Annotated in this window: 18 protein-coding genes and 1 riboswitch; of the genes, 8 read left to right on the forward strand and 10 right to left on the reverse strand. The window is 72.7% G+C overall.

Features of this window, described 5'->3' with window-relative positions; translation table 11 throughout:
- Positions 1-31 precede the first annotated feature (31 nt).
- From ddaH to ACFYXA_RS11915, 4 genes are all read left to right on the forward strand, one after another.
- Positions 32-844 carry a dimethylargininase gene (gene ddaH, locus ACFYXA_RS11900; protein ID WP_352252306.1) on the forward strand — a complete coding sequence of 271 codons (813 nt, stop codon included), beginning with the start codon at positions 32-34 and terminating at the stop codon, positions 842-844.
- A complete protein-coding gene (rocD, locus tag ACFYXA_RS11905) occupies positions 841-2,070 on the forward strand; it encodes an ornithine--oxo-acid transaminase (protein ID WP_389031214.1) in 1,230 nt (409 codons plus the stop codon). Before ddaH ends, rocD begins: the two co-directional genes overlap by 4 nt.
- A gap of 118 nt (positions 2,071-2,188) precedes the next feature.
- Positions 2,189-4,651: a SpoIIE family protein phosphatase gene (locus ACFYXA_RS11910; RefSeq protein WP_389031217.1), complete on the forward strand. Its 2,463-nt coding sequence runs from the start codon at positions 2,189-2,191 to the stop codon at positions 4,649-4,651.
- Between the two features lie 90 nt (positions 4,652-4,741).
- Positions 4,742-5,986 carry a PP2C family protein-serine/threonine phosphatase gene (locus ACFYXA_RS11915; RefSeq protein WP_389031220.1) on the forward strand — a complete coding sequence of 415 codons (1,245 nt, stop codon included), beginning with the start codon at positions 4,742-4,744 and terminating at the stop codon, positions 5,984-5,986.
- 3 nt (positions 5,987-5,989) lie between these two features.
- On the opposite strand, the gene ACFYXA_RS11920 is transcribed toward ACFYXA_RS11915, so the two are convergent.
- Positions 5,990-6,415: a hypothetical protein gene (locus ACFYXA_RS11920; protein ID WP_389031223.1), complete on the reverse strand. Its 426-nt coding sequence runs from the start codon at positions 6,413-6,415 to the stop codon at positions 5,990-5,992.
- A 198-nt stretch (positions 6,416-6,613) separates the two neighbouring features.
- On the opposite strand from ACFYXA_RS11920, the gene ACFYXA_RS11925 reads away from it, so the two are divergent.
- The gene (locus ACFYXA_RS11925; RefSeq protein WP_351093682.1) at positions 6,614-7,336 is read left to right on the forward strand and encodes a lysophospholipid acyltransferase family protein; all 723 of its coding nucleotides are present in this window, start codon (positions 6,614-6,616) and stop codon (positions 7,334-7,336) included.
- Between the two features lie 74 nt (positions 7,337-7,410).
- Here ACFYXA_RS11925 and ACFYXA_RS11930 read toward each other — a convergent pair whose 3' ends face one another.
- From ACFYXA_RS11930 to ACFYXA_RS11965, 8 genes are all read right to left on the reverse strand, one after another.
- Positions 7,411-9,045 carry an alpha/beta hydrolase gene (locus ACFYXA_RS11930; protein WP_389031227.1) on the reverse strand — a complete coding sequence of 545 codons (1,635 nt, stop codon included), beginning with the start codon at positions 9,043-9,045 and terminating at the stop codon, positions 7,411-7,413.
- Positions 9,046-9,184: 139 nt separating this feature from the next.
- Positions 9,185-9,940 carry an urease accessory protein UreD gene (locus ACFYXA_RS11935; protein ID WP_389031230.1) on the reverse strand — a complete coding sequence of 252 codons (756 nt, stop codon included), beginning with the start codon at positions 9,938-9,940 and terminating at the stop codon, positions 9,185-9,187.
- Position 9,941: 1 nt separating this feature from the next.
- The gene (ureG, locus tag ACFYXA_RS11940; protein ID WP_389031233.1) at positions 9,942-10,619 is read right to left on the reverse strand and encodes an urease accessory protein UreG; all 678 of its coding nucleotides are present in this window, start codon (positions 10,617-10,619) and stop codon (positions 9,942-9,944) included.
- A gap of 138 nt (positions 10,620-10,757) precedes the next feature.
- Entirely contained in the window at positions 10,758-11,432 is a 675-nt protein-coding gene (locus ACFYXA_RS11945; protein ID WP_389031236.1) for an urease accessory protein UreF, read from the reverse strand.
- Between the two features lie 12 nt (positions 11,433-11,444).
- Complete coding sequence (locus tag ACFYXA_RS11950) at positions 11,445-13,166, reverse strand: urease subunit alpha (RefSeq protein WP_389031239.1); 1,722 nt, start codon at positions 13,164-13,166, stop codon at positions 11,445-11,447.
- On the reverse strand, positions 13,159-13,470 hold the full coding sequence (locus ACFYXA_RS11955) for an urease subunit beta (RefSeq protein WP_352253297.1): 312 nt from the start codon (positions 13,468-13,470) through the stop codon (positions 13,159-13,161). The genes ACFYXA_RS11950 and ACFYXA_RS11955 overlap by 8 nt, the downstream gene beginning before the upstream one ends.
- Before the next feature lie 10 nt (positions 13,471-13,480).
- Positions 13,481-13,783: an urease subunit gamma gene (locus ACFYXA_RS11960; protein WP_389031244.1), complete on the reverse strand. Its 303-nt coding sequence runs from the start codon at positions 13,781-13,783 to the stop codon at positions 13,481-13,483.
- A 314-nt stretch (positions 13,784-14,097) separates the two neighbouring features.
- Positions 14,098-14,379: a type II toxin-antitoxin system Phd/YefM family antitoxin gene (locus ACFYXA_RS11965; protein ID WP_352253301.1), complete on the reverse strand. Its 282-nt coding sequence runs from the start codon at positions 14,377-14,379 to the stop codon at positions 14,098-14,100.
- A gap of 60 nt (positions 14,380-14,439) precedes the next feature.
- Between ACFYXA_RS11965 and ACFYXA_RS11970 the strand changes: the two genes are divergently transcribed.
- The 3 genes from ACFYXA_RS11970 (at position 14,440) to ACFYXA_RS11980 (ending at position 16,416) form a co-directional block, all read left to right on the forward strand.
- On the forward strand, positions 14,440-15,066 hold the full coding sequence (locus ACFYXA_RS11970) for an ATP-dependent Clp protease proteolytic subunit (RefSeq protein WP_389031248.1): 627 nt from the start codon (positions 14,440-14,442) through the stop codon (positions 15,064-15,066).
- 8 nt (positions 15,067-15,074) lie between these two features.
- The gene (locus ACFYXA_RS11975) at positions 15,075-15,380 is read left to right on the forward strand and encodes a hypothetical protein (RefSeq protein ID WP_352253305.1); all 306 of its coding nucleotides are present in this window, start codon (positions 15,075-15,077) and stop codon (positions 15,378-15,380) included.
- Positions 15,381-15,747: 367 nt separating this feature from the next.
- A riboswitch (cyclic di-AMP (ydaO/yuaA leader) is annotated at positions 15,748-15,939 on the forward strand.
- A gap of 3 nt (positions 15,940-15,942) precedes the next feature.
- A complete protein-coding gene (locus tag ACFYXA_RS11980) occupies positions 15,943-16,416 on the forward strand; it encodes a C40 family peptidase (RefSeq protein WP_130439895.1) in 474 nt (157 codons plus the stop codon).
- Positions 16,417-16,461: 45 nt separating this feature from the next.
- Here ACFYXA_RS11980 and ACFYXA_RS11985 read toward each other — a convergent pair whose 3' ends face one another.
- On the reverse strand, positions 16,462-16,920 hold the full coding sequence (locus tag ACFYXA_RS11985) for an ATP-binding protein (RefSeq protein ID WP_389031252.1): 459 nt from the start codon (positions 16,918-16,920) through the stop codon (positions 16,462-16,464).
- Positions 16,921-17,107 lie beyond the last annotated feature (187 nt).

Here is a 17,107-nt window from a genome sequence, read left to right on the forward strand (position 1 = left end):
GAAGCGGAGGGACCCCTCTGTGACCGACACCGTGACCGGCACCCGTACGCCGCGCTCCAGGCGCTTCCTGGTCTGCGAACCCAGACACTTCGCCGTGCGGTACGCCATCAACCCGTGGATGCGTCCCGACACCCCCGTCGACGTCGACCTCGCGCGGGAGCAGTGGCAGTCGCTGATCCGCGCGTACCGCGCCCACGGCCACACCGTGGACTCCGTGGAGCCGGCCCCCGGCCTGCCCGACATGGTCTTCGCGGCGAACTCCGCGGTCGTCGTCGGCGGCCGGGTGTTCGGCTCGCTGTTCCACGCGCCGGAGCGGCGCGGCGAGTCCGCCCACTACGACACCTGGTTCCAGGCGGCGGGCTACGAGGTCCACCGGCCCCGGTCCGTGTGCGAGGGCGAGGGGGACCTGGTGTGGACGGGCCGGTACATGCTGGCCGGCACCGGGTTCCGCACGACCCGGGAGGCGCACCGGGAGGCGCAGGAGTTCTTCGGCCACCCGGTGATCAGCCTGACGCTGGTCGATCCGCACTTCTACCACCTGGACACGGCGTTGTTCGTCCTCGACGACGAGAACGTCTCCTACTATCCGGAAGCGTTCTCGCCGGGCAGCCGGGCGGTGCTGGCGCGGCTGTACCCGGACGCGGTGCTCGCCACCCGTGACGACGCGTTCGCGTTCGGCCTGAACTCCGTGTCCGACGGCCGTCATGTGTTCATCGCCCCACGGGCCGAGGCCCTCGCCGCGCGTCTGGAGGAGCGCGGTTACGTCCCCGTCCCCGTCGACCTGTCCGAGTTCCAGAAGGCCGGCGGTGGCATCAAGTGCTGCACTCAGGAGATCCGTTCATGACCGCTCCCGCCCGTGTGACCGCCCCCGCGCGCACCTCCGCCGAGCTGATCCGGGCCGAGGAGCCCGTCCTCGCGCACAACTACCACCCGCTGCCCGTGGTGGTGGCCCGCGCCGAGGGGGCGTGGGTGGAGGACGTGGAGGGCCGCCGGTATCTCGACATGCTGGCCGGCTACTCGGCGCTGAACTTCGGCCACCGGCACCCGGCGCTGGTGGAGGCGGCGCACCGCCAGCTGGACCGGCTGACGCTGACGTCGCGCGCGTTCCACAACGACCGGCTCGCCGAGTTCGCCGAGCGGCTGGCGGAGCTGACCGGGCTGGACATGGTGCTGCCCATGAACACCGGCGCGGAGGCCGTCGAGAGCGGCGTCAAGGTGGCCCGCAAGTGGGCGTACGACGTGAAGGGCGTGCCGGCCGACCGGGCGACGATCGTGGTCGCCGCGGACAACTTCCACGGCCGTACGACGACGATCGTGAGCTTCTCGACGGACGAGACGGCGCGGTCGGGGTTCGGTCCGTTCACGCCGGGTTTCCGGATCGTGCCGTACAACGACCTCGCGGCGCTGGAGGAGGCGGTCGACGAGACGACGGCGGCGGTGCTGATCGAGCCGATCCAGGGCGAGGCGGGGGTGGTGATCCCCGACGACGGCTATCTGACGGGGGTGCGGGAGCTGACCCGCCGGAAGGGCGCCCTGTTCATCGCGGACGAGATCCAGTCGGGTCTCGGCCGGACGGGGCGGACGCTGGCGGTGGAGCACGAGGGGGTCGTCCCCGACATGGTGCTGCTGGGCAAGGCGCTGGGCGGCGGGATCGTGCCGGTGTCGGCGGTGGTGGCGCGGCGGGACGTACTGGGCGTGCTGCGTCCGGGCGAGCACGGGTCGACGTTCGGCGGCAACCCGCTGGCGGCGGCCGTGGGCACGGCGGTGGTGGAGCTGCTGGAGACGGAGGTGTTCCAGCGACGGGCGGCGGAGCTGGGGACGGTCCTGCGGGAGGGCCTGGCCGCTCTGGTCGGCCGGGGCGTCGTCGGTTTCCGCGCGCGCGGGCTGTGGGCGGGGGTCGACGTGGACCCGGCGGTGGGGACGGGACGGGAGATCGGGGAGCGGCTGCTGCGGGAGGGCGTCCTGGTGAAGGACACCCACGGTTCCACGATCCGGCTGGCCCCGCCCCTGACGATCACCGAGGAGGAGCTGACGGCGGCGCTGGGGGCGCTGGCCAGGGTGCTCGCATAAGGGACCCCCTACCGGAAGGGGACCTTCCGCTTCTCTCACCCGGCGTGCGGCGCCGGTGAGGAGGGTGAAGACGGGGGCCGGAGATGGTAGACCACTCTCAGCGACAGAGAGGTCAGCCGTGGGCTCACACGACGAGGACGGCGTCGCCCGTCGGGGATTCGACGTGGCGGACGCCGCGCCGCTGCTGCTCGACGCGCGGGGCGTGGTGACCAGTTGGACCAGGGACGCCGAGCGCCTGCTGGGGTACGCGGGCGACGAGGCGGTGGGCAAGGACCTGGCCGGGCTGCTGACCGTCGGGGACGCCGGGCGGGTGCCGGAGGTCCTGGAGCGGTGCCGGCGGGACGGCGGGTGGGCGGGGCTGCTGTCCGCCCGCCGCAAGGACCAGGAGCCGCTGCCGGTGATGGCGCGGATCACCTCGGCCGACGAGCCCGGCGGCCCGGCCCGCTGGCTGGCGCTGCTCAACGAGATCGGGGGCGCGCCCGGCTGGAGCATGAGCCGCCCGGTGCTGGAGCAGATGGTGGACGGGGCTCCGGTGGGCATCGCGGTCGTCGACACCGATCTGCGGTTCGTGTGGTCGAACGCGGCGCTCAGCCGGTTCGGCGGCGGGCCGCCCGAGCGCCGGCTCGGGCTGCGGCTGGCCGACGTGCAGCCCGGCTTCGACGCCCGGGCGGTCGAGGCGCAGATGCGGCACGTCCTCGACACCGGTGAGCCGGTCCTCGGGTACGAGCACGTGGGACGGCTGTGCGCCGCCCCGCACCGGGAGACGGCGCACATGCTGTCGTTCACCCGGCTCGACGACGAGCACGGCCGTCCGATGGGCGTCTACTACACGGTCGTGGACATCACCGACCGCCATCGCGCCCGGCAGCGTCTGGCGCTGCTGGACCGGGCCGGCCGGCACATCGGCCGCGGTCTGGACATCGCACGGACGGCGCAGGAGCTGGCCGAGGTGGCGGTGCCGGGGTTCGCGGACGCCGTCGCCGTGGATCTCCTGGAGGCGGTGTTCCGGGGCGCGGAGCCGGGTGCGCGGCAGGTGGCGAGGCCCGGCGGGTCCGTGGCCCTGCGGCGGGCCGGACGGCGGCCGGGCGGCGCGCCCGGCGAGCGGGAGGGCGCGGAGGAGGCAGCCGGGGACGTGGTCGTCGTCTACCGCGGGGACTCGCCGCCCGTGCGCGCTCTGGCCTCGGGGCAGCCGTGGAGCGTCGGGCGGTTCACGGACGAGGACGACGCGTGGGGTCCGGCGCTCCCGAAGGTGGGCGGCGACGGGGGACCGCCCAGCGTGCTCGTCGTACCGGTGCGGGCGCGCGGCACCACGCTCGGCGTGACCACGTTCCTGCGCCGCGGCGCGCAGGAACCTTTCAGCAAGGACGACGTCGCGCTCGCGGAGGACCTGGTGTCACGGGCGGCGGTCTGCGTGGACAACGCCCGCCGCTACAGCCGTGAGCGGGACGCGGCGCTGGCGCTCCAGCGCAGTCTCCTCCCCCGCCGGCTGCCCGGGCAGGACGCGGTGGAGGCGGCCGCCTGCTACCGGCCGGCCGACGAGCTGACCGGCCTGGGCGGCGACTGGTACGACCTGATCCCGCTGTCGGGGGCGCGTGTGGCCCTCGTCGTGGGCGAGGCGCCGGGGCACGGCATCGACGCCGCCGCGGCGATGGGCCGGCTGCGCACCGCCGTGCGGACGCTGGCCGCCCTGGACCTGCCGCCCGAGGAGGTCCTGGCCCGGCTGGACGACCTGGTGGGCAGCCGGGCGCACGAGGACGACGGCGACGCGGACGCCGACGACGGGGGCGGCGGGCAGACGGTGGGAGCGGGGTGTCTCTTCGTCGTCTACGACCCCGTGGACGGGCGGTGCGCCATGGCCGCCGCCGGGCACCCCGCGCCGGCCCTGGTGGGGGCCGACGGGAGCGTCACCTTCGTCGACCTTCCGCAGGGGCCGCCGCTCGGCGTGGGCGGCCCGCCGTTCGAGGCGGCGGCGCTGGTGCTGCCGGAGGGCACCACGCTGGCGCTGCACACGGACGGACTGATGGCCCGGGGCGGCGAGCGGTGGGCGCTCGACACGGACCGGACCAGGCTGCGGCAGGCCTTGGGAGCGCGGACGGCGTCCCTCGACCTGAGCTGCCGGAGCGTGATCGACGCGCTCGTCCCGGCCCGCCCGCACGACGACGTGGCCCTGCTGATGGCCCGTACCCGGCGGTTGCCGGCCGACCGGGTCGCGGTCTGGGAGCTGCCCGCCGACCCGGCGGCCGTCGCCGACGCCCGCAAGGCGGCGACGCGCCGGCTGGCCGACTGGGAGCTGGAGGAGCTGTCGTTCACGACCGAACTGGTCGTCAGCGAGCTGGTCACCAACGCCATCCGGTACGCCGTCGGCCCGATCCGGCTGCGGCTGATCCGCGGGCGTGCGCTGGTGTGCGAGGTCCACGACGGCGGCGCCACCGCGCCCCGTCTGCGCCATCCGCGCACGACGGACGAGGGCGGCCGGGGGCTGCTGCTGGTCTCTCAGCTCACCCGGCGCTGGGGCACCCGCTTCACCCCCGAGGGGAAGATCATCTGGGCGGAGCAGTCCCTGACCTCGCCCGACGCGTGACCTGACGCCGTCCCGGTCCTTTTCCGCCTGCGAACCCGTGCCGCACCCCCATGAGAAAATGACGCAAAACCGGCAGATGGGGCACGGGTGATGAGTGACACGGAGATCGACTACGCGGCGGTGTTCCAGGCCCTGCCCGGGATGGTCGCCCTGCTGACCCCGCAACTGGTGTACGCCGACGCCAACGAGGAGTTCCTGCGGGTGGCGGGGCGCCGGCGCGAGCAGGTGATCGGCCGCCATGTCTTCGAGGTCTTCCCGGAGAACCCCAACGACCCCGCCGCGAGCGGCATGCGCAACCTGGAGGCCTCGCTGCACCGCGTGCTGGCCACCGGCGAACGCGACGCCATGGCCCTCCAGCGCTACGACGTCGAGTCCCACGAGCGGCCCGGGGAGTGGGAGGAGCGCTATTGGAGCCCCGTCAACGCGCCGGTGCTCGGGCCCGACGGGTCCGTGGCGCTGGTCGTGCACCGCGTGGAGGAGGTGACGGAGCTGATCCGCGCCCGCGGCGGCCGCGGGGCCGGGGGCGAGGCCCCGACCCGGTCCCGGGTGCTGGAGGCCGAGCTGTACACCAGGGCCCGCGAGCTCCAGGAGCTCAACGAGCGCCTGCGGCTGGCCCACGCCCGCGAGCGCGAGGTGGCCCTCGCCCTCCAGGAGGCGATGCTGCCCGCGCACACCCAGGTACGGCACATCGGAGCCGCCGTGCGCTACCGGCCCGCGGTCGGCGCGCTCAACGTCTGCGGGGACTGGTACGACCTGGTGGACCTGGTCGGCGGACGCCGCGTCGGCGTGTCCGTGGGGGACGTCGTGGGGCACGGCCTGGAGGCCGCCGGGGTGATGGGCCAACTGCGCAGCGCGCTGAGCGCCACCTCCCGGGTCGCCGTGGGACCCGCCCAGGCGCTGGACGTCCTCGGCCGGTACGCCCATGTCGTGGACGGCGCCGAGTCGGCCACCGCGGTCACCACGTTCATCGACTTCGACCACCACACCATCGCCTACAGCAGCGCCGGCCATCCCCCTCCGGTGCTCGTGCACGCCGACGGCCGGGTGGAGTTCCTCGACCGGGCCACCGACCCCCCGCTGGACGCCCGCCCCGACCCGGTCCCCCGCCCGCAGGCGACCACGTCCTTCGACCCGGGCGCGACCCTCGCGCTGTACACCGACGGCCTGGTGGAGCGCCGCCACGAGGATCTGGACACCGGCCTGACCCGCCTCGCCGACTCCCTCGCCCGCCACCGAGCCGACGACCCGGAGACCCTCGCCGACGCGGTACTCCTGGAACTCCTCCCCCACGGAGGCGCAACGGACGACACGGCGCTGGTGATCGTGCGGTTGTGAGTCCTAACCCCGGTTGACGCCGGGCAGCTCGACGCCGTAGAAGTCCAGCATCGTGAGCGTGCGCGCCCGCGTCCGCTCCTTCATGTACGGCCAGGCGGCCTCCACCAGGCCATCGGCGTTCAGGAGTTGTCCGAGCACCTCGAAGTACACCGCTCCTCGGACGTGTTCAGTGGAGTGGCCCATGGTCCGCTCCACGAATCCCCAGCAGCGCTCAAGCAGTTCCGTGTCCGGGTGGTCGCTCCCCAGCTGCGGCAACAGGATCGGCGCCGTGAGGCACTCGGCCAGCACCGAGTACAGATCCACGGCCGCCTGTTCGGTCGGAACGGCCGCTTCCGCGGGGATCTCGTACTTCTCCGCGATGAACTCCGCCGTTTCGGGCACGGTGCGCAGCAGGAGCGCCGGAATGTCGTCCACGGGGATCTCGCTCATGTCCTTTTCCATGTCGATGTCTCGTCGTCACCGCACACGCGTGCTCCCCGGCGGGGAGAAGCTTCGCGCGCGGCGGTCCGGTGGTCGCCGGGTTCCTCAAGCGGTCTCTCGTGGCGTCCCCGGGGTTGCTGGGGGGTGGGCGGGAGCAGGAACCTGGTCAGGTGGCCGTTCGTCGATCCGCCGGAGTGAGGAGCAACCTTGTTCTATTACGTGCTCAAGTACGTCCTGCTGGGGCCCCTGCTGAGACTGGTCTTCCGGCCGCGGATCGAAGGCCTCGAGCACGTGCCGGACTCCGGAGCGGCCATCGTCGCCGGCAATCACCTCTCGTTCTCCGACCACTTCCTCATGCCGGCGATCCTCAAGCGGCGCATCACGTTCCTCGCCAAGGCCGAGTACTTCACCGGCCCCGGGATCAAGGGGCGGCTCACCGCGGCCTTCTTCCGCAGCGCGGGGCAGATCCCCGTCGACCGCTCCGGCAAGGAGGCCGGGCAGGCGGCGATCCGTGAGGGGCTGGGGGTGCTGAGCAAGGGCGAGCTGCTGGGCATCTATCCCGAGGGCACCCGCTCCCACGACGGCCGCCTCTACAAGGGCAAGGTCGGCGTGGCGGTGATGGCCCTGAAGGCGGGGGTGCCGGTCGTGCCGTGCGCGATGATCGGCACCTTCGAGGCGCAGCCGCCCGGCAAGGTGATCCCCAACGTCCACCCGGTGGCCATCCGCTTCGGCGAGCCCCTCGACTTCTCCCGCTACGCCGGGATGGAGAACGAGAAGGCCGTCCTGCGCGCCATCACCGACGAGATCATGTACGCGATCCTGACGCTGTCCGGGCAGGAGTACGTCGACCAGTACGCCGCCGTGGTCAAGGCGGAGGAGGCCGCGGCCAAGGAGAAGGCGCGCAAGTTCCCGCGCCTGCCGCTCCGCTGACGCGTCGTGAGGGACGGAAGAGGGGCGGCCCGGATCACTCCGGGCCGCCCCTCTTCCGTGTCCGCAAGCGGCGCTTACGGCTTGGGCGTGGCGTGCGGGGCGCAGGTCACGTCCGCACCGTCCAGCTCGCCCGTGAGGAGGTAGGCGTCCACCCGGGTGTTGATGCACGAGTTGACCAGGCTGGTCACCCCGTGGGAGCCGGCGTTCTTCTCGGTGATCAGGCGCGAGCCCTCGAAGCGCTTGTGCAGTTCGACGGCGCCGCCGTAGGGAGTGGCCGCGTCCCGCTCCGACTGCACGATGAGCACCGGCGGCAGGTCCTTGTGGCTCTTGACGTTCACCGGGGTCTGCTGCTTCGCCGGCCAGAAGGCGCACGGCAGGTTCATCCAGGCGTTGGCCCACGTCATGAACGGGTGGTCCTTGTGCAGCCGGGTGTTGTCCCGGTTCCAGGTCCGCCAGTTCGTCGGCCACTTGGCGTCGGCGCACTCGACGGCCGTGTAGACGGCGTTGCCGTTCTCGGAGGTGATGTTGCCGGCGGTGTTCGTGAGGTCGGGGGCCGCCGCGTCGACGAGGGCCTTGGTGTCACCGGCGACGTACTTGCTGAAGACGGTGGCGACCGGGATCCACGAGGAGTCGTAGTACGGGGCGCTCTGGAAGTAGGAGATCAGCTCGGCCGGGCCGACGACCCCGCCGATGGGGCTCTTCTTGGCGGCGGCGCGCAGGGAGAGCCACTTGGCCTGGACGGCGTCACGGGTGGCGCCGAGGTGGAAGGTCGCGTCGTTGGCGGCGACCCAGTCCTGCCAGTCCTTCCAGCGGCCCTCGAAGGCGACGTCCTGGTCGAGGTTGGCCTGGTACCAGACCTTCTCCTTGGACGGGTCGACGACGCTGTCGACGATCATCCGGCGCACGTGGCCCGGGAACAGCGTGCCGTAGACGGCCCCGAGGTAGGTGCCGTAGGAGACGCCGAGGAAGTTGAGCTTCTTCTCACCGAGGGCGGCGCGGATGACGTCCATGTCGCGCACGGTGTTCGGCGTGGTCATGTGGGGCAGCATCTCGCCGCTGCGCTCGGCGCAGCCCTCGGCGTACTCGCGGGCGAGCTTGATGTGGGCGAGCTTGTCGGCCTCGCTGTCGGGGACCGGGTCGCCCTTGGGCGCCCTGACGAACTCCGTCGGGTCGGCGCACGAGATGGGCGCGGACTTGCCGACGCCGCGCGGGTCGAAGCCGACGAAGTCGTAGGCCTTGGCGACGTTGGCCCACACGGGCGCCTTGGTGGTGACCCGGCGCGGGAAGCGCAGGCCGGAACCGCCGGGGCCGCCCGGGTTGTAGACGAGGGCGCCCTGGCGCTCCTCCTTCGTCCCGGTGTTGCCGATGCGGTCGACGGCCAGCTTGATCTGCTTGCCGTCGGGCTTGGCGTAGTCGAGCGGGACGGTGACCCAGCCGCACTGGATCGGCTTCTCCAGGCCCCAGTCGGCGGGGCAGTCCCGCCAGTCGACGCCGGCCGCGGCGGCGCGCTCCGCGGCGATGGCGGCGCCGCGCATCTCCCGGTCCTGACCGGTCTGACCGGTCTGACCGGTCTGCGCGCTCTGCCCGCTCACCGCGCCGGCCGCGCTCGCGGTGGGCGCTGCGACCGCGCCGGCGATCAGCGTGGCGGCGACGAGCGCGCCGGCCGAACCGAGTGCCGCGGTCCGCCTGTTCGGTCGTATGTCCCTCAAGTGGGAATCTCCCGTGTCTGGTTGTGACAGTCACCGGGGATCCTCGCGGCTGTGAGGCCGCTGGGAACAGGTGTCGCCGACGTTCTTTGCCAATCCGATAACCGGAGAAACGCGCCCGCTGAACGGATGAACACCCGGATCAGACAGCCTGGTTGAGGGCTTCGTCCAGCAGCCGCCGCAGGCGCAGGCCGTCCGGGGCGACGGCGGTCACCAGCGCGGCCGGCCCGGCGAGCGGCATGAGCGCGGCGCCGTCCCCGAGGCTCCGCGCCTGCACCGGCCGATCCGCGAACTCCGGGCGCACCAGCACGATCTGCCCGACCGCGCGGTTGCCCCCGAGCACCGCGGGCCCGTCCCAGCCGCCGGGCGCCCCCGGCCCGCAGGCCAACTCCTGGTCGAGCACGGCCCGACCGCCGACCCGCAGGACGAGACGGCTGGTGAGCCGCCCCGGTTCCTCCCCCGCCCGCCCGAGCACCTGCTCCTCACGCAGCACCAGCCGCGCCCCGGGCGCGAGGTCGGCGCGGGTGACGACATGAAGGTCGCTGCCCCGCGCGGAGATCAACGGCTCTGGCAGCCAGTGCAGTTCGCCCCCGTCGGCGACGTCGAGCCGTACGTCGTAGCGGGCCTCGTCCTTGGCCTGGCCCGGCAGCGCGATCGTGGCGGCGGCGGAGCCGACGCGCAGCCGGGCGCCGCTGTCGACGACGGTCTCCACCGCGAAGCGGTCACCACCGAGGGGCCCGCTCATCGCCCCGACCAGCACGACACGGGCCTCACCGCCCGGGTCCGCGCGGGTGCGCCGCAACGCGAGCGGACCGTCGCTCTCCAGGACGGGCAGCGAAGTCCCCCCGCGCCCGTCCGCCACCGCCCGGATCCGCGCGGTGGCACGTACACCGCTCATGTCACGCCGTCCACACGGCGAGCCGCGCCCGCACCCACGCGGCCACGTCGGCCACCCCGGTCTCGCTCCGCAACGACTGGAAGACGACGGGCAGTTCGGCGCGCTGCGCCTTGGCGTCGGCGGCCATCCGGGCGAGGTCGGAGCCGACGTACGGCGCGAGGTCGGTCTTGTTGACGACGAGCAGGTCGGCGGTGGTCACGCCCGGGCCGCCCTTGCGGGGGATGTCGTCCCCGCCGGCGACGTCGATGACGAAGATCTGCGCGTCCACCAGCCCCTTGGAGAAGGTGGCGGTGAGATTGTCCCCGCCGGACTCCACGAGCACGAGGTCGAGCGGCCCGACCGCGTCCTCCAGGTCCTCCACCGCTTCGAGGTTGGCGGAGATGTCGTCCCGGATCGCGGTGTGCGGGCAGGCTCCCGTCTCGACGGCCGTGATCCGCTCGGGCGGCAGCACGGCCTCCCGCAGCAGGAACTCGGCGTCCTCACGGGTGTAGATGTCGTTGGTGACGACGGCGAGCGCCAACTCGTCCCGCAGCGCCCGGCAGAGCGCGGCGACGGTGGCGGTCTTCCCCGACCCGACGGGCCCCCCGAGCCCGATCCGCAGAGCCCTGCGCCCCCCGTCGGCCCGCCGGGCGTCGGCACTGACGGCGGCAGGACCGTGATGAGAATGATCAAGATGCATGTACGACTCCTCCAAGGCGAGTTTTTTAGCCGGTCCGGCGATTGAGGACGAGGCCCGTCCAGGGCCGAAGCGGGGGGTTTGGGGGGCGCCAGCCCCCCGAAGGACGGGACGGGTAGGGGCGGCGGGGGCGAACCCCCTCTACGAGGCGAACAACCGCACAGACCACTCCGCATGCACCTCCGCCCCGATCTCCGACAACGGCGCGGAAGCGGAAGGAAGCACCCCCACCCCCTCCCCCAGAACGGCCACCCCCGCGGACACGGCCAGATCCACCACCCGATCGAGCGACGGCGCCAGCCGCGCCAGCACCCCGGTCGCCTCGAACGGATCCAGGCTCAGCAGCCGCACCACAGCCGACGCCGGCCCGCTCACACTCTCGTACACCGCGCAGTACGCGGCGTCCTCGGGCCCCAGCCCCGCCGAGCGGGCCGCAAGCCCGAGCACCACCGCCTGGTGCGCTCCCTTGGGGAACTGACGCGCCACGGCGTCGAGTTCGGCGCCGGGCCAAGCCGCGCGAGCGGCCCGCATCAACTGGCGGCCCAGTTTCCGGGCGACCAGCCGCAGCGCCGGCGACGGCGTCCGCGCGTCCGCGGCGGCGTCCAGCTCCGCCGGGTCCGCCCCGGCCGCGGCCGCCGCGGCGAGCGCCGCCGACACCAGGCCCGCCGTGTGCAACCGCCCCCGGCAGAAGGCCTCCAGAGACGCCGCGTCGGTGATCCGCCCCGCCTTCACGGCCTCCTCCGCCCCGCCGGAGTGGGCGTGCCCGCCGGCGGGGAAGCGGCCGTCGGCGAGGACCAGAAGCGCTGCCCGTGTCATGTCGTCACACCGTCAGAAGAGGAAGTAGCGCTGGGCCATGGGCAGTTCGGCCGCCGGTGTCGCCTCGACCAGTTCGCCGTCGACGCGCACGGCGAAACTGTCGGGGTCCACCTCCACCCGCGGCCGGGCGTCGTTCTCCCGCATGTCCGCCTTGGTGACGCCGCGCGTCGAGTCGATGGCGACGAACCTCTTGCCGAGCTGGAGCCGCTCCGGCAGCCCGTCCTCGATCGCGAGCGGCGCCACGAAGTTGACCGAGTTGGCCGCCGGGGCCCGCCCCGTCGCCCCGTACATCGGCCGGGGCAGGATCGGCTGCGGGGTCGGAATGGAGGCGTTGGCGTCGCCCATCTGCGCGTACGCGATCTGCCCGCCCTTGATGACGAGGTGCGGCTTGACGCCGAAGAACGCGGGCTCCCACAGCACGAGGTCGGCGAGTTTGCCGGTCTCCACCGACCCGATCTCCCGAGCGAGCCCCTGGGCGAGCGCCGGGTTGATCGTGTACTTGGCGACATAGCGCCGTACCCGCCGGTTGTCGGCGCGCCCGTCGCCGGGCAGCGCGCCCCGCCGCCGCTTCATCACGTGCGCCGTCTGCCAGGTCCGCATGACGACCTCGCCGACCCGTCCCATGGCCTGGGAGTCGGAGGAGATGATCGAGATGGCGCCGAGGTCGTGCAGGACGTCCTCGGCCCCGATCGTCGAGGGGCGGATACGGGACTCGGCGAAGGCGAGGTCCTCGGGCACCGCCGGGTTGAGGTGGTGGCACACCATCAGCATGTCGAGGTGTTCCTCGGCGGTGTTCACCGTGAACGGCCGTGTCGGGTTGGTCGAACTGGGCAGCACGTGCGATTCGGAGACGACGGTCATGATGTCCGGCGCGTGCCCGCCGCCCGCGCCCTCGGTGTGGTAGGCGTGGATGCCGCGTCCGGCGATCGCGGCGAGCGTGTCGCCCACGAAACCGGCCTCGTTGAGGGTGTCCGTGTGGATGGCGACCTGGATGCCGGTCCGCTCGGCGACGGTCAGCGAGGCGTCGATGACGGCCGGCGTGGACCCCCAGTCCTCGTGCAGCTTCAGGCCCAGCGCCCCTCCCCGGATCTGGGACAGCATCGCCTCGTGCGAGACGGTGTTGCCCTTGCCGAGGAAGCCGATGTTCAGCGGGTACTGTTCCATCGCCTCCAGCATGCGGGCCAGATGCCAGGGGCCCGGCGTCACGGTCGTCGCCTTGGAGCCCTCCGCCGGTCCGGTGCCGCCGCCGACCAGCGTGGTGACGCCCGAGGCCAGGGCCTCGTCGGCGATCTGCGGGCAGATGAAGTGGACGTGCGCGTCGATCGCGCCGGCGGTGAGGATGCGGCCGTTGCCGGCGATGACCTCGGTCTCGGGGCCGATGACCAGGTCGGGGTGCACGCCGTCCATGGTGTCGGGGTTGCCGGCCTTGCCGATGCCGGTGATCCGCCCGTCGCGGATGCCGACGTCGGCCTTGACGATCCCCCAGTGGTCGATGACGACGGCGCCGGTGACGACGGTGTCGGGCGTGCCCTCCGCCCGGGTGGCCCGGGACTGGCCCATGGACTCGCGGATGACCTTGCCGCCGCCGAACACCGCCTCGTCGCCGGCGAGTCCGGGCCCGCCGCAGCGGTCCTCCTCGATCTCGACGAGCAGATCGGTGTCGGCGAGCCGGATGCGGTCCCCGGTGGTCGGGCCGAACAGGTCGGCGTAGGCGGGGCGTGAGATCTCAGGCATCGAGGGGGCCTCCGGTCTCACCGCGCAGACCGGGCACCACTCGGGCGCCGGTGAGCGGTACCAGGGTCACGTCGACGGGCAGGCCGGGCTCGAAGCGCACCGCGGTCCCGGCGGCGACGTTCAGCCGCTTGCCCCGGGCGGCGGTCCGGTCGAACTCCAGGCCGGGGTTGGCTTCGGCGAAGTGGTAGTGGGAGCCCACCTGCACAGGCCGGTCGGCGGTGTTGAGCACGGTGAGCCGGGTGACCTCGCGGCCCTCGTTGTACACGATCGGGTCCTCGTCGAAGAGGATCTCGCCGGGAATCATCGGGTCCCCCTCAGACGATCGGGTCGTGGACGGTGACGAGTTTGGTGCCGTCCGGGAAGGTCGCCTCCACCTGGACGTCGTGGATCATCTCGGGCACGCCGTCCATGACGTCGCCGCGGGTGAGGATCTTGCGGCCGGAGGCCATCAGCTCGGCGACCGTGCGGCCGTCCCGCGCGCCTTCGAGGATGTGGGAGGTGATGAGGGCCACCGCCTCGGGATGGTTGAGCCTGAGCCCGCGGGCCCGGCGCTTCTCGGCGACGTCGGCCGCCACGTGGATCAGCAGCCTCTCCTGCTCGTGCGGGGTCAGTCGCACCTTCCCACCTCACATCCTCGCTCCGGACCGTGCGGGGCCCGGCTGCCGCGGCCACGGGCGACGCGCCTGGTGGCGTGGAGGGGCAGGCTAGTTGGACCGCGTTTCGCGGACGTTAACCATGCTGTGATCATCCGGCGCACGGCCCCGGGTGCGGCGTCCGGCGCGCCCGCGGCGGGGTGCGGCGTCCGGCGGAACGCCCGTGCGACCTCCGGCCCGCGGCCGGGTGCGGCGTCCGGCGGAACGCCCGTGCGACCTCCGGCCCGCGGCCGGGTACGGCGTCCGGCGCAACGCTCCGCGCAGGGCCGGGCCATGGCTCAGGAAGCGCCCGGCCGCCGGTGTTCCGCGGCGATGCCGAACCGCCGCTGTTCGCCGGGAGCGGACGGCGCCGGGTCGCGGACGGTGGAGACCGAGCTGATCACCTGCTCCTCGGCCGGCGCGTCGAGCGCGTCCAGCCGCTCCAGATCGGCGGCGGAGACCAGGGCGACCAGCGGCTTCCCGTGCCGCGTCACGACGACACGCTCACCGCCGTACACCACCCGGTTGATCAGGTCGGCGAGTTCGGCCCGGGCTTGTGTCACCGGAATCTCGTAGGCCATGACCCCATTCTAACGTCACGTACATGCTGTACGTTCTGTACAGAACAGAAGGAGGGGCCCATGACCCGACCGCTCGCCCGCCATGTCCTGCCCGAGTTCACCGAACGCACCGGCACGGGGTTCAGGACCCTGGATCCGTACTCGAAGCTCCTGGAGGGGCGGATCGTCCTGCTGGGGACGCCGGTCGACGACACCGCGGCGAACGACGTGACGGCCCAGCTCATGTACCTGGAGCACCAGGACCCGGACCGTGACGTCTCGCTGTACCTCAACTCCACCGGCGGTTCGTTCAGCGCGATGACGGCCCTCTACGACACGCTCCGGTACGTCGGCTGCGACGTGGCGACCACCTGCCTCGGCCAGGTCGGCGCCCTCGCGGCCGTGCTCCTGGCGGCGGGCGCGCCCGGCAAGCGGTACCTGCTGCCGGGCGCCAGGGTCGTGCTCGGCCAGCCGGCGCTGCCGGAGCCGGTGCGGGGGCAGCCCAGCGACCTGGCGATCCAGGCCGAGGAGCTGGTCCGCACCCGCACCCTGATGGAGGAGCTGCTCGCACGGCACACCGGGCGCAGCCCCCGGCAGGTGGCCGCGGACCTCGAACGGGACCAGGTCCTGGACGCGCGGGAGGCCGTGGCGTACGGACTGGCGGACGGGATCGTGCCGGCCCGCCGGACCGGCCCGGACGCGAGGTGAGCCCGCCGATGCTGCCCGAGCTGCCGCCGCTGCCCGCGCTGACCCGCGCGGAGGCCGAGCTGATCGACGGTTACCTGGAGGCGGTCGACCTGCTCGGCCGCATCAACCCCGCCCGCCACGGGGACACCTACCGTGGGCTGCGCGCGGCCCAGGCGCTCGTGGGCCGGGCGGTGGCGCTGCGGGACGCCCTGACGCTGATGCACCAGCGGGGCGAGCACGAACTGCACGCGCCGACGCTCGCGCGGGCGCTGCGCGTGCTGGACGGGGAGCGCAGGGCGGCGCGCGTCGCGGTGCCGCCGCTCTCGGACGGCTGACGGGGCGCCGGTCGGACCCGGACGAGCGGCCCGGCGCGCCCCGTGTCCGACCGGAAGCCGAAACGGACCAAATGGCGTACGGCTGTTCGGAGGAGTTGTCGCTGCTCCTTATGGGCCCTTGCGGTTGCGCGCCGGGGCCGCCGAGCGGGAGACGCGAAGGGTTCCGGTGCTGGTCGGAGGCTTACGGCGGCCGGACATCTGATCGATCATCAGCTTGTTCACCCGAACAGGTGAGTGGTGAGTAACCCCACAAATACCCGGTTCCGTTGGGATTTTCGGACATCGATAGGCCAAGATCCCTGACTGACGACAAGACCCCGCCACAAGCGGCGGGGCGATCCGCGCGGACGCCGAGTCCTGCCGCCGCTCGGATGACAGGTCGACAGAAGTGCATCGGCAGGAGTGGAGGACCCAAGCACGACGGGTCGCCGGCACGGTCGTCTCCGCACTGGAGGCGCCGGGTCGAGCAGCCCTTGGGGTGAAGCCGCGCGAGCGGCCGGGCAACTTTGTCAGCCCGAATCCGACAGGTCATCCTTCACAGGCGGCTGACGAAGGGTTGCGCATGACTGCGCTCAATCGTGTCCCGTCGCTCATGGCCCGGGCCGGTACGGCCTCGGCGTTCGCCATCGCCGCCGTCGGCGGCTCGATCATGGTTCCGGGCGTCGCCGCCGACGCCGCGGCCGCCACCCCGGCGACGAAGGCACTCCAGGTCGCGGCCTCGAAGAAGGGATCACCGTACAAGTACGGCGCCACCGGCCCGAACAGGTTCGACTGCTCCGGGCTGACGATGTACTCGTACAAGAAGGCGGGCAAGACGCTGCCCCGTACGGCGGCCCAGCAGTACAACAAGACGCGCCACATCGGGGCGTCCGGCCGCAAGGCCGGAGACCTGGTGTTCTTCCACTCGGGGTCGAACGTCTACCACGTCGGGATCTACGCCGGTAACGGCAAGATCTGGCACTCGCCGAAGACGGGCGACGTGGTGCGGCTCCAGAAGATCTGGACCAAGAGCGTCTGGTACGGCCGGGTCAAGTAGTCCCGCTCCACGGCCTCCGCCGGCCGCCAGGGCCTGTCCGGCGCGTCATGCCGCGGGCGCGGGGCTCGGCGGGACCGGTTCCGCCGGGAGGGCCCACGGAAGCTCGATCGACACCGTCTTGCCGCCCTCCCGGGTGGGGCGGACGCGGAGTCTGCCGCCGTGCTCCGCGGTGAGACAGCGGATGATCACCATGCCCCGGCCGTTGTCCTGCTGGACAGCGGCCGGCAGGCGTCTGGGGAAGCGGGGGTGGCTGTCGGTGACGCCGATGCGCAGGCGCTCGTCCCGGTCGAGCACGAGGTCCACCGTGAACGTGGGCGACAGCCCGAAGGTGTGCTGAACGGCGTTGGTGGCCAGTTCGGAGACGACGATGCGGATGGTGTCGGACACGTCCGCGTCCGCCGGCAGTCCCCACTCCCGCAGGGTGTCGAGTGCGAAGGCGCGGGCCGTGGAAACCGAAGCGGGATCGCTCGGCAGAGTGAGGGAGGCTTCCAGATGGTCTGCCATGGCGACGTCGTCCCTTTCCCACGGGACCGGAGTCCGACACGGTGCGGATGGTTCGAGTACGGTCCCGGACTGGTGCTTGGCCGCCAGAGTGCCATCACCGCGTCGCGCCCGGGTGGCGATCCACCAAGAAGTGCATATATCTGTCGCCCGATGCGGTGAACTCTGCTACGGCAGAGCGTATTTGCAC

Origin of the sequence: Streptomyces sp. NPDC002566 (assembly GCF_042889585.1) — a bacterium.
Lineage (GTDB): Bacteria > Actinomycetota > Actinomycetes > Streptomycetales > Streptomycetaceae > Streptomyces.